At 42.3% G+C, this 14,262-nt stretch carries 4 protein-coding genes; all 4 read left to right on the forward strand.

The window, feature by feature from the left end:
- Window positions 1-194: 194 nt before the first annotated feature.
- The 4 genes from C9J40_RS01710 (at window position 195) to C9J40_RS01725 (ending at window position 14,261) form a co-directional block, all read left to right on the forward strand.
- On the forward strand, window positions 195-9,386 hold the full coding sequence (locus C9J40_RS01710; protein WP_233220287.1) for a type I secretion C-terminal target domain-containing protein: 9,192 nt from the start codon (window positions 195-197) through the stop codon (window positions 9,384-9,386).
- A 7-nt stretch (window positions 9,387-9,393) separates the two neighbouring features.
- Window positions 9,394-11,574 carry a type I secretion system permease/ATPase gene (locus C9J40_RS01715; RefSeq protein WP_107245531.1) on the forward strand — a complete coding sequence of 727 codons (2,181 nt, stop codon included), beginning with the start codon at window positions 9,394-9,396 and terminating at the stop codon, window positions 11,572-11,574.
- Window positions 11,564-12,883: an HlyD family type I secretion periplasmic adaptor subunit gene (locus C9J40_RS01720; protein WP_107245533.1), complete on the forward strand. Its 1,320-nt coding sequence runs from the start codon at window positions 11,564-11,566 to the stop codon at window positions 12,881-12,883. The genes C9J40_RS01715 and C9J40_RS01720 overlap by 11 nt, the downstream gene beginning before the upstream one ends.
- 67 nt (window positions 12,884-12,950) lie before the next feature.
- Window positions 12,951-14,261 (forward strand): TolC family outer membrane protein, encoded by a 1,311-nt coding sequence (locus C9J40_RS01725; RefSeq protein WP_107245535.1) that lies wholly within the window; start codon window positions 12,951-12,953, stop codon window positions 14,259-14,261.
- Window position 14,262 lies beyond the last annotated feature (1 nt).

Raw genomic sequence — 14,262 nt, forward strand, 5'->3', positions numbered from 1 at the left:
AACGCACCCATCTCTATTAACAAATATGTAACCAGCATCACAAAAAATAATGTCTGCACCGTAGGTTTTGTAAAAATAATGTTTTTCAATCCTTTTGCTCTCTAATATTGATTAGCGTGGCGAGATTGTGCATTGGATGAAACAAACACTCGACACACTTTTCCACAATAAATAATAAAACGCAGGGGCCAAGGATGAAGCCAGTAATGTATGTAGTTGTTGAAAACGTTATCTGGAAAATAACAACGGAAGGTGAATGGGTACAAGTTCCTCCATCGGAGATCATTGATAATTCAGTACCTTTCATTGCAGAGCAAGCACAAGTTAACGACATCATAAAAACTCAAAATAATGAAGACGATGTTGTTAACTTGACGCAATCTGATACGGCACCTCGTCACACACAAAACGCCTCAGAATCTAATATCAGTTCAAGTGATGGTATTTCTTTTATTACCCGTATTAAACCTACGCTTGCTGAAACCTTGCCTGAAGCGGGATTTACTACCCGTCCAACAACTTCCCAAGAGAGAAACGAACGAGATGAAATTGGCGATACCATTTTGTCACTTCGTAACTCTGCCGCTTTAACAGTCACAATTGTTGACGGTGGTGATGGTTATGAGAACCGCTTTGAAGTGCCGACGGTCGATCTCTTTGGTGACGCTATTGATGTTGAAAATGGCCGTATTGTGGTTGTGACTATCACGGATATTAATGGCAAAGTGTTCACAACAAATGCGGTCGTTAAAGATCAAAAATGGTTTATTAACGATCAAGACTTAAGTGAACTCGCTGAAGGTCCACTTGATGTTTATGCTTCTGTCACTGATTACTATGGCAATTTTGTTGACGCCACAGATAACACCATCAAAGACACCTTAGCTGAAGTTACCGCTGAATTTGATGGCAAGGGTGATAATTATCTCAACCAATTTGAAATCGTTGTTAGTGATTTATTAGGCGATATCACCTTTGTAGAAAATAACCAACCCGTTACGATTACCGTCACCGATAGCCAAGGTAAAACCATCACCTTTGAAACAACTAACACTGATGGTACTTGGAACATTAACGATACAGATCTATCTTCCCTCGCCGAAGGTGAACTCACAGTAGTTGCAGACACGGTCGATATTGCAGGTAATCCAGCCTCTGCCACCAGCACTATTATCAAAGATACCCTTGCAGATATCACCGCAGCCTTTGATAGCGATAACGATGGCGTTGCTAATGATTATCTCAATAACGTAACAGTAAAAAATACCCACCTTTTTGGTAGTGTTAATCACGTAGAAAATGGTCAAACCGTTACCATTACCGTTTCAGGACAAGGCAGTAATAATTTAACGTTTACCACCACTGTAACCAATAGCAGCTGGAATATTGCTAATGTCGATCTAAGTAATTTTAATGATGGCGAAATCACTATCACCGCAGAAACCATGGATATCGCAGGTAACCCAGCGGTATCGAGCAATACAATCATTAAAGATACCACGCCACCAACTATCGATATTGATACCAGCAATTACGATTTGGGCGGATTGAATATCACCGCACTCAAGCTTGGTTATGTCGAGTTTTTAGAAGGTACAACAACGGGCACTGAGGCGGGTGATAAGATCGAAGTCACTTTCAGTGATGGCACTGAAACCGTTATCTTAACCACCACTGTAGATAGTGCGGGAAATTGGCGTATTGAAGATTTCGATCTTAGCCAACTCAATGTACAAAAAACATGGAAAATGTCAGCAACCGTTACCGATATAGCAGGTAATACTGCGACTGATGATATGCCGACATTAAGACATCCTGATTCTTCAGTTTTTTATGAGACGACATTAGATTATCAAGGTTCAGAAACTGCAACGGCTTCTATCAATATCGAGTTTGCTGAGTTTACTTTTAATGCCAATCAAGCATTACTAGAAAAGTTAACCTCTAACGGTAACCCGATTACGGTTACCATCTCACCGGATGGGCTCACACTCACTGCGGTAAGCAACGGCGTCACCGTTTTAACGGCAACGATTCAAACCGTCTCTCAAGACATTAAAATTACGTTATTTGAACCTATTGATACTAAATTTGGTTTCAATAGCACTCAATCAGCGATCTTGATTGATGGTGTCCAAACCGATAGCGATGGCACAACAGAAACGGTTGTTGCGCCCGCGTTAATTTATATCCGAGATTCAGAACCTACGATTCTTGATGACTATAGCAATGTGATTGAAGGCAATATTACCTCTGGCAATGTGCTCAACAATGATAGTGATCTTGATTCCCCCCTCTCTGTTGTTCGTGTCACGATTAACGGTGAAACCAAAGATCTAACAGGTTCTTCTGTAACGTTTGATCTTCCTGAAGGTCAACTGACCATGAAAGAAAATGGTCATTGGATTTTTACCGCCAATCGTAATCTCGACCATAGTGCGGGTGATATTGACCTCGTGATTAGTTACATTGCAGGTGATAACGATAATGACAACGGAAGTGCGGATCTCACCATCACAATTAAAGATGGCGAAGCAAATACCATCATCAATAACAATGATAGTAACGTTGAAGGACTGATTTCTAATCCTACAGATACCTTTACAGGTGACTTTACCATTAAAGCAGGATCAGATAACCCCGATCCTAATAGCATCACTTTTAACGCCCAAACTATTGCTACTTTAAGTGCTTTAAATCTAACTTCAGGTACTTCCGTTAAATACCTTGAATACACATTAAGTAATGATGGAAAAACCATTACTGCGACATCTGGTGGAGAAACCATCTTTACTTTAACCCTAACTGGTGTCGCTAATGGTGATGACGTAACAGGTACTGTCACTTTTGTTCAATATCGTCCTTTAAATCACACCAATGCCAGTGATGTGATCAAATTACCACTACTGGTTGATGCCACCGATTTGGATGGTACGAAAACCCCAACAGGACAATTTGATTGGTATATCCAAGACGGCGCAGATCCTGAATTAATCGTAAAACAAGAACTGGCATTTGATGAAGCCAACCTATCTTCAAGTCAGCCAATATCCAAAACAGGCACTATGGACGTGGTTGTTGGTAGTGATGGCTTAGATGGCACTCTTACCCAAAGCCCATTATTTTTTGATCAAACACAGCTACCATCAGGATTAACCAGCGGCGGCGATATCATTACTTACACCGTTACTGGTACAGGTCAAATGATTGAAGCATCGGTCAATGGTGAAAAAGTTTTTGATATTGCCATTACACAAAAACCTGATGCTGAAGGTAACTCGACGGTTGAGTACACTTTCAACCTGTATAAATCTATCGACCAAACAGATCCAAATGGCATTGAAACCATTACCATTCCAGTCTTTATTCGCGATAACGATGGCGACGTTAACCAAGCCAATATCACTGTAACGATTGCCGATGGTGACACGCCAGTCATTACTAATACCACATTAGAAATTACCGAAAACCCAATTGCTGTCGCACCCGATGCGCCACCAGCAGGCACGACAGAAACAGCCAGCTCAATAATTTCTGTTACCGCAGGGCAAGATCCAATTGTTGATTTACAACTGGCTCTAACAGGCGCAGTTCAAGCCAGTGATGGTAATGCGATCACTCATAACGGTGAAGCACTGACGTGGCAGTTTGATGGTAACAATACCTATGATGCGGTTTTAGCTAACGGTACGGTGATCTTTTCCATCAACCTTTCCGACATTGGCACTATCGCTGCAGGTGGCAGTGCAGATGCAACCATTACCATTGTGCTGAATGACTTTATCGATCACCTCAATGGTAAAGATACCAAGCTTGATATCACCCTTCCCGTTCAAGCTACTGATAGTGATGGCAGTGTTGGAACATCCAACGTAACGGTCACAATTTGGGATGGTTTGAAGCCAGAAATCATCGTTAATGGCAGCTTAAATGTCCAAGAAAATGATTTATTAGATGATGGTGTAGACAGTGATGCCTCTGATGTAGCAACACCAACACTGAGCTTTAATACAGGCAGTGATAGTGTGGTATCCGTGACCTTAGACACCGCCTTATTTAATGGTAAAAACTACACCAGCGCAGGCGATAACATCACGCTTGGCGCACCTAATGCTGATGGTTGGTATATCGCAACAGCCGCGGGTAAAGAAATATTCCAAATTAAAGTTAACCTTGATGGTACGGTGGAGTTTGATCTCTTTGCCTCTATTGATCATCCAGATGCCACATCACAAGATACGCTTAACCTTGAGTTTGGTGCCATTCTGACTGACAGCGATGGCGACACCTCGCCTGCCACTATCTTTGATGTGAATGTCTTAGATGATGTTCCAAAAGCCGGTACTGACAGTACATTGTCTTTAGTTGAAGGACAAAGCCAAACCTTACAACTATTAACCGATGAGATCACTGGGGCTGACGGCGGTGAAATTGTTAGCTTCATTTACAACAAAACCACTTACACTGTTGATGGTAATCCGATTGATTTAATCAATACTACGATCTCGCCGTCGAAAAAGTACGGTACCATGGTCGTTAATGCTGACGGTACGGTTGAAATAACAACTGTCTCAACGTCTGAATTTAGTGGACGGATCCTCGATACACTAAAATATACAGTTAAAGATGGCGATGGTGATACCGCGAATCGAACCGCAACAATGGCATTGGGTGATAACCCAGGTCATATCAACGTTGAACTGATGGAAGTATTGGAAGACACGTTGACAGCCCCGTTAACAATCAAAGTCTTCCCAGGCGATAATGACCAAAATGAAACCCTTACCAGTATCACTATTAGTGAAAGCTCATTGGCAGGTGGACAACTTTATTTGAATGGCACGTTACTCACGGCAGTCGGCGGCGTCATCACGATTACCGATTTTATTAAAAACGGTAATTTCTACTCTCCTAACGGTGAACTCACCTATCAACCAGCCCCTGATGTTGCAATTAATCAGCAACGTATGGTGAACCTTGAAGTCACAGCAACCATTTCAAAAGATTCAGGCATTACATCCTTAGATAAGAAGTTACCTATAAAAGTATATCCAAATGCTGATGCGCCTGTATGGGACGCCCCTGAAACTGAATACACAGGCGTTGAAGATGATAACGGCAGCATTAAACTAGACCTTGCTGCCAATCTTACCGATACCGATGATTCCGAAAAATTAACATATCGAATTTCAGGTATTCCAGATGGCATTACATTAAAACTCAATGGCAATGTCGTTAAAGACGGTGATGTATTAAATCAAAATCAACTGAATAAAATCACTATCGTTTCAGATAAAAACCTTGCAGGTAAATTTGAATTTACCGTAACCGCTATAGCGACCGAAAAAGGTAATCAGTTCATTGATAAAAATGAGCATCAAACCGAAGAAACACCACACCAAGTTATTATTAACATCAAGCCAGACGCTGATACACCGACCCTATCGGTGAAAAACATTAAAGGTATTGAAGATCAACCGATTAACTTAAGCCAAGTATTAGTCGGTAAGCTTACCGATACCGATGGTTCTGAAAGTTTAAGCTATCAAATCAAAGTGCAAGATGGTTGGTCTATTCAAGGCGGTGGTGCTATTGAGCAACCAGTAGGATCAGGTATTTATATTGTCAGCGCTGAAGGTATTGAAAACGGTACAGCCCTACTTTATCCAAAAGAAGATATCAGCTCATGGACAGAAACGCTGACCATTGAAGTCACGGCGGTATCGACCGAAACCTCCGTTGATGGACTTGATCCCATTAATATCACTGCGGTTAGTGATACCAAAACCATTACTATTGATTTAAAAGGTGTGATTGATCGCCCTGATGTTGTAGATGGCGGTAATGGTCATTGGGAGTACGTTACAGAAAGCCCAAGCACTGGAAATTCCACGGGCTTTAAAGGCACAATCAAAGGTACATCCGGCTTTAACGAAGATAGTCCATTGCCTTTAGATTTCATGATCACCACCAGTGATGATGATAAATCGGAACAGATCACTATTATGATCACCAACCTTCCTGACGGGGTAATGTTTGTTGATAGTAACGGTGATCCGATCACACTAGAAATCGTAGGTGAAAATGCATCGAATGGCGTGATCTACCAGATCAGCAACGATCAGCTTAAAACCACCTTCTTAAAAACACCGAAAGACTTCAGTGGGCAACTTAATTTTGATGTTAACGTGATTTCAACTGAGCCTGATGGTGACAGCGGCGAATTCAATTACCAAGTAGAAATTGATGTGCTTCCTGTCGTTGATGAAAAAGATGGCGCTATCCTTGAAACAACAACGCTTGAGGATAAATCAGCAAGCTTCTTAAGTGAGCCCATGATTAATCAAGATATCGATCACAGTGAAAGTTTAACCGGTTATAAGATCACTGGATTACCTTCAGGCTTAACACTCTTTATTGATGGTATTGCCGTATCTGTACCTACTGGTGGATTAGATCTTGCTGGCTACAAAACCAGTGGCGAATCGTGGACTGACTTCATTAACAGCGGTCGTGTTACTGTGCTTGCTGATGAAGATTTAAGTGGTTTATTCAATATTTCAATTAGCTATGAAGTCACTGACACCTCACCTACAGGACAAACGGCGACAAAAGACATTAATGCAACCATTCAACTTGATGTGAATGGTATTGTTGAAGGCGATACCCGTTTAGAATCAACATCAGAAGTGCTCACCAGTACCGATGGAAGCCCTATCGATTTAACCAACGCGGTTCACTTTTTTGATGAAGATCTCGATGGCTCAGAGTACCTTGATTACATCATCATCGTCGTACCAAATAGTATTAACTTAATCGTTGAACACCCAAATGGTGCGTCCATTGACGGCAGTGGTAACTGGATTATTCCCGCAACGGGATTAACCAGTGACACAGTAAAAGAATCGATGAAAGATATCTTGGCAGGTGCAACCATTAGCTCTAGCTTTGATACTGACATTATCGATCTACGTGTTGTAGCCCACGTTATTGATGACGAACATTCACGCTATATTGAAGCTCCTCTTCAAGTCCAAATTACAGGTCACAGCGGCGGTGGTTCTTGTCTTCCAATTGACGATCCAGATAGCATTCAAGGTGACGATGCCATTATTGCCAAAGAAGGTGAAGATATTGATTTATCAGGGTTGCTGGATGGCAACATTGACGACAACCCTGAAATAGAAATATCGTTTTTCATTGATATCAAAGATCTACCTCTAGGTGTTGAAATTGAAGGCGATGGTGTTATTCCTGAATACAATGCTGTTGGTGAAATTCTTGGCTATACCATTACACCAAGCGGCTTAGAAAATATGGTCTTTGTTGGACTCGATGAAGATTGGGCTGGCTGTATTAATATTCCGATTGAGATCACTCAAACGTCCACCTGTAACGGTCAATCGTCCAAAACAACGCAGAATATTAAGATTGAAGTTATCCCTGTTGTCGATGATATCATTGTCAATGCAGGACAAACCACGATTCAGGAAGATACCGAATCTGCTATCAACTTAGAATTAATCTTAGGTGATAATATTTTCGCGGGGCAAACCATCAGCGGTGAAGGTGAATCAGCCACAGGTAAAGAAACCATTAACTGGTTGAAAATTACTTTACCTGCCGGGGCAGAACTCAACGGCGATCCCGCCATTTTACAAGACAACGGCGATAACACATGGACAATTAAAGACCCAACCCGTTTAGGTGAATTAACCTTAACACCACCACTTAACTTCAGCGGTGAGTTAATCATTAATGTTGCAGCCAACATTACTGATGAAGCTGATTGCCCAACCCAAACCGATACCCAAACCAAAACGGCATCAGTGGTCATCAATGTTGCACCAGTAACTGATTTTGCTGAAATGCCCGATAAAATCGAAGTTCTAGGTGACGAAGATAGCTACATTAATATCACAGGCCTAGACGCAATTTTATTTGATGATGATGGTTCAGAAACACTATCACTGAGTATTTCAGGGCTACTTGAAGGGGCTGTGCTGTTCTATTCACCTGATGGCGGAAATACATTCGTCCAGTTACCTAACAGCGGTCAATCATGGAGTATCAGTGCTAGCCAAATGGACGGAGTTTATATACGTCCACCGCTAGATTTTAGTGGTGATATGAAGCTCAAACTAGAAGCCATCACCAACGAAATTGGCACCAATGATATTAAAATCTCGACCACTGATTTAGTCGTAGGCGTTAAACCTATTGGCGATGATGTTCAGTTCTTTGATGTCCCAGAAAGTCTTGCTGGAACTGAAGGTGATAGTTTCACTATTCCAGTGAATCTAGAAAGCTATGAAACAAACAGTGATGAAGCATTACGACTCACAGTAACGATCAGTGCGAATGATCCTGCTCAGTTACAAGGGTTAGATAAAATCGTTATTGGCGGACAAGAAGTTACCTTTGGGCAAAAAGGAAATAATTGGTTTGCTATCGTCGTCGTTAATGCCAATACATTGGATGAATTCACACTTTATCCCGGTGATGCTTATGGCGACATGACGATCACATTAGCTGCCAATACTGTTGATACCAATATCGTATTAGGCACTGAGTACACTCATGAAGGTGTTATCGCTACCGAAGAGATCAAATTAACCATTGATGCGCTACCTGATGAGCCTGAATTAACGGCGCAATACAACAGTATTATTGCTGAAACAGATTCAGCGATCGCCTTAAATCTTGATCTCATGATGCAAAATCCAGCACCTAATGAAAAAGGCAGCATTATGATCACAGGCTTCCCAAGTGATTACACTTTCTCTGCTGGAAAAGAAAATAATGGTGGTTGGGAAGTCGAACTTGCTGATATTGCCAACCTCACCATGACAGGCAACAGCGCACAAGATTTCACTTTATCTATTGAGCCAAGTGCCAGTATCGGCAACCAAACTGCAACGGGCACAGCGCAAACCATCGATTTCAAAGTCGCAGAGGCTGGTGATAATACCCTAGTAGGTACAGCCAATGACGATTTGATTATCGGCGGTAAAGGTAACGATATAATGTCAGGTGATGCGGGCAATGACAGTTTCGTCTTTAAATCAGACGATCTCGGTTCAATCTCTGCACCAGCACAAGATACTATTTTAGATTTCGATACCACAATTAATAGCGACAACATCGACTTAAGCGCTATTTTATCAAATTTAACTGATGGTATTTCAGCCGATAACTATATTGATATTACTGAAAATAACGGTTCCGTCACATTACATGTTAAAGATAATGGTACAGATGTTACACAAGAGATAACGTTAGAGAATGTAAGTAAAGATGCGCTTTATGGCGCAGATACGAGTTCTGCAACGGATGCAGAGCTTCTTCAAAAAATGATAGATGATAATAATCTAATTACTGGCTAGGGATGGTATGAGTAGTAAAAGTCCGCCGTTAGATAATGACATCTGGCTCGCCTCTATTTTGTGGCTATGCCAGCATTACAGCATTCGCTGTCATCGTCTAAAAGTCACCTCAGGTTTACCCTTAATAGAGGGTAAACTTGACGATTCTCTGTTTGAACGTGCAGCCAACCAAGCTCAGTTGGACGTTGGCTTACACCCGAAAAAAAAGCTAATCACAGCGAGCTTACCAGCCGTAGGGATTACTGATGCTGGCGAGCCAATCATTATTAGCGAATACGTTAATGGTGAATTTAAAACCGTCCAGTTTAAAACTAATGATGATCATACCCCAACTCCCGTTGTATCTCAGCAATCAAGCGATGAGCTAACACATCTGCTCAACGGGGATGTTTGGCAAGTTTCGCTGATCCAAGTTGCTGATCCCCGCGTGGATGATATTAAGCCTAAGCCGAAAAAACATTGGTTACGTGCAGCGATTTCAGAGGTAAAACCTTGGTATCGTGATCTGCTTATTGCCTCTATTTTTATCAACCTACTCGCTCTTGTCGTGCCGTTATTTACCATGAACGTCTATGATCGCGTAGTACCCAACCAAGCCTTTAATACCTTATGGGTGTTGGCGGCTGGGGTATCAATTGCGCTGATATTTGATTGGTTATTACGCGAAGCACGAAGCGCTATCACCGATATGGCTGGGCATCATATTGATACCAAACTATCAGCCATTTTAATGCAAAAAGTCTTGGGGATGAAACTTGAACATCGCCCCCAATCAGCCGCTGCATTTGCGCGTCAAATTCAAGATTTTGACAGTGTGCGAGAGTTTTTCACGTCAGTCACTTTAGTTACCTTGGTGGATTTACCTTTCACCTTGTTCTTCCTTGCATTAATTGGTTGGCTTGGCGGACCTATGATGTTTGTTCCTATCGCTGTTATGGCGGTGCTATTGCTCCTAAGCACCGTTATGAAAGGAAAAATTGGTCAAACATTGGATGAATCCGCTCGCTTATCGACCCAGAAACAAACCCAACTATTAGATAGCTTATATAATCTGTCTGATATCAAACAAAACAATGCTGAAGGCATCATCCAACGCCGTTGGGAGCAAACCGTCTCTGCACTCTCTGATTGGCATATAAAATCACGAAAATACACCAATGTTGTTTCTCATTCGGTAATGAGTAGTCAGCAAATCGTAACCATAGGTTTAATTATCATTGGTGTTTATCGTATTTCAGAAGGCTTGCTTAGCATGGGTGGCTTGATTGCTATTGTTATGCTGAGCGGTCGAGCCGCGAGTTCAATCAACCAGTTATCGATGTTAATGCTGCGCTATCAGCAAAGCCGCTCTGCTATTACAGGGCTGGATCAAGTGATGGCATTACCACAGGAAAGTAATGAGCATCAGGTTATGGATCGCGGTGAGTTTAACGGTAACGTTCAGTTAGATGATGCGAATTTCGCCTATCCTGAGCAGCAATTCAACGCCCTTAGTCATATAAAATTAGCCATCCGCCAAGGTGAGCGTGTTGGAATTATTGGCGCGGCAGGCTCAGGTAAATCCACTCTGTTAGCCCTACTTTCTTATCAATACCGCCCGAGTTCAGGACAGTTATATTTTGAAGGAATTGATGCCCAGTTATGGCCGCCCGCCGCCCTTCGTAACAACATCGGTTGGGTTGGACAGCAGCCAGCTCTTATTTACGGCACTATTTATGAAAATATTCTATTTGGCTGTGATGACGTCGATGAAAAGCGCCTAAGTCATGCCATAACCACGTCGGGCTTAAATAGCTTTATGGATCGCCTTGCCAACGGATTAGAAACCCAAGTCGGTGAAAATGGCCGTAATTTATCAGGCGGTCAACGCCAAGCAGTCGCACTGGCTCGCGCACTATATCGCTCACCTAGCCTATTGCTGATGGATGAACCAACGAGCGCTTTAGATCAACAAGCAGAAGAACGTTTTCGTCAAGCCCTGCATCAATTACCGCGTGATATCACCATGGTAATTAGCTCTCACCGCCAGTCTATTTTGGCACAATGTGATCGCATTATTGTGCTAGAGCGTGGGCAAATAGTGGCTGATGGTGATGCAAAAACCATTCTTGCTAAACAAAAGCCACAACGTCCAGTTAGCCGTGTTCGATCCGTCAGTATTGTTCAAGGAGGCGGTAATGAGCAGTAATTTAAAATGGGCAAATCAAAAACACGCCTATCGTTCTCGTAAAATTGTTTGGCTTTGTTCACTACTAGTTATCTCTATTATCACTTGGGCTGCTTATTCCAAATTGGAAGAAGTGGTCGTGGGTGATGGCAAAGTTGTACCGACCCTCGCCATTCAAAAAATTCAGAGTTTAGAAGGCGGTATTATTGAACAAGTCTTAGTTAAAGCAGGCGAACAGGTAAAGAAAGGTCAGCCTTTAATTATTTTAGATGACACCCGTTTCCGTACCGCTTTCCAAGAATCTGATGAGCATTACCGTACTTTACAAGCGCAAATCAAACGCCTGAAAGCCGAATTAGACACCGTAAAAGTCGATACCAAGGAAAAAGATTGGAAAAAACAAATCACAATTTCCCATCAAACTATCGCTTTTGATGATTTAAGTAAGCGTGCCCAGCTTAATGCTAAAGCCAACTACAACGAACGTATTGGACAAATTGAGTCACAACTTGAAGAAGCACAGCTTACGATTGAGCAGCAAACTGAAGCGTTACGTGATGCGAAAAGTAATACATCCACACTTTATAGCAGTCTTCGTTTAGTCAATAAAGAAGCCAAAATGCTCGAAGGTGCGGTAAAACGTGGCGCAGTTGCGGAAGTTGAATTAATCCAAACACGTCGCGATCAGGTGAAACTACGTGGCGAAATTGCCAGTTCAAAAGTCGCACAACAAAAAGCGTCAGCAGCATTACGTGAAGCCATTGTGATGCGCCGCAATCTTGCGTTGGAATTTAGAACCTCAGTCCAAGCACAACTCAATGAAGTGACCAATCAGTTTGCCCAATTAGAAGATAGCCAAGAAGGATTAGCCGATCAGTTAAAACGCACTGAAATCACCGCCCCAATGGATGGCACTATTAAAGATATTTTAGTGCGCTCATTAGGCGGTGTTGTAAAACCCGGTGAACCCATCATGGAGTTAGTGCCTAATGACAGTAAGTTAATCGTTGAAGCACGAATTTCGCCGCAAGATATTGCTTTTGTACAAACAGGATTAGAAGCCACCATTAAATTTACAGCCTATGATTTTGTGGTTTACGGTGGACGTAAAGGCACGGTGACATATGTCAGTGCTGATGCCCTACAAACAGAAGACGGTACCGCTTATTACCGCGCCCATATTCAGCTCCATGATGATCCCGAAACACGTTTGCAAGCCATTCCTGGCATGCAAGCCATGGTGGATATCTTAACGGGAGAAAAAACCGTTTTGAGCTACTGGTTAAAGCCGTTATTACGCGCCAAAGCAAGTGCATTAAGAGAGCCATAACATTTAGCTAATTAGTCATGCCGTTTTACACAAAACGGCATACAGAATAAGAGATAAAGGAAAAGGAATGCGTTTATCATCATTAATAGCAGCTGCGCTATTTTCATCAAGTGCTGCGCACGCGCTCTCTTTAGAAGAGTCTGTTGCCTCAGCCATTGATTACAGCCCACAAATTGCGGGGCAATATGCCCGTTTTCAATCAGTACTTCGTGAAGTCGATGGCGCACAGGCTGATTACTTGCCACAAGTAAATCTATACGCTGCTGCGGGTTATGAAGAAACCCGTTACAACAGTGGCAATAAAATCCCAAAAGACGAGCGCGGCATGAACCGAACTGAAATTGGTTTCAAAGCCTCGCAGTTAATCTTTGATGGCTTTAAAACCTCAGCCAATACTGATCGTCTGAGCTATGAAGCAGAATCTGAGCGGTTAACCTTGTTATCTGATGCAGAAGATATCTCATTAGATACCACACGTTTATACATGGAAGTACTGAAAGCCAAAACCATTCATGAATTAACCCAACGTAACGTTCGTGAACATGAAGCGATTTACCAAGATATTCTGGATAAAAACTCAAAAGGTTTAAGCAGTAATTCTGACTTGGCCCAAATCGCAGCACGTGTTGCGACGGCGCGCTCATCACTCATTGCCGCCGAAAATAACCTCTACGATCTCGATGCCCAATTTATGCGTTTAGTTGGAAAACCGGCAACGGGTTTAGTCGATCCTGTGGTCGATACTGCCCTGCTGCCTAGCAGCAAAGAAATTGCTATTAAACAAGGTATTAAGCAGCATCCTGAAATTCAAGCCGCCATGGCTGATATTCAAGCGGCACGTGAAGAAATTCGCCGTGAAAAAGGCAATTACTTCCCTGAATTTAAGCTAGAAGTACACGCAAATGCCAACGACAACGTGGGGAACACACTGGGTCCGGATCAAGATGCCCGTGTCATGCTAACCATGAATTACGACATCTATAACGGCGGAAAAACCAATGCTGATACAGAAGCCTCTGCATGGCGTCATGAAGAAGCACGTACTATCCGTTTGCGTGCAGAACGTGAAGTGGTTGAAGGAACAACCCTAGCGTGGAATGCCTACAACATGTTAGAGCAACAGAAGAAATTGTTAAAACAGAACGTTGATGCAGCAAAAGCCGCTGAAATGGGTTATGAAGAACAATTTCGTTTAGGCCGTCGTAGCTTACTTGACGTACTTGATGCAAAAGTAGAAGTGTTCCTTGCCCGCAAGAACTACATTAATACCGAATATGACCACACCTTAGCGGCATATCGCATTCTTAATGCTATGGGTAAATTGACCTATGCGTTACGTGTTGAATACCCAGAACAATGGCAGGCGAAGGAGCAATAAT

The sequence above is a fragment of the Photobacterium sp. GB-72 genome, assembly GCF_003026095.1.
In the GTDB taxonomy this organism is placed as follows: Bacteria; Pseudomonadota; Gammaproteobacteria; order Enterobacterales; family Vibrionaceae; genus Photobacterium.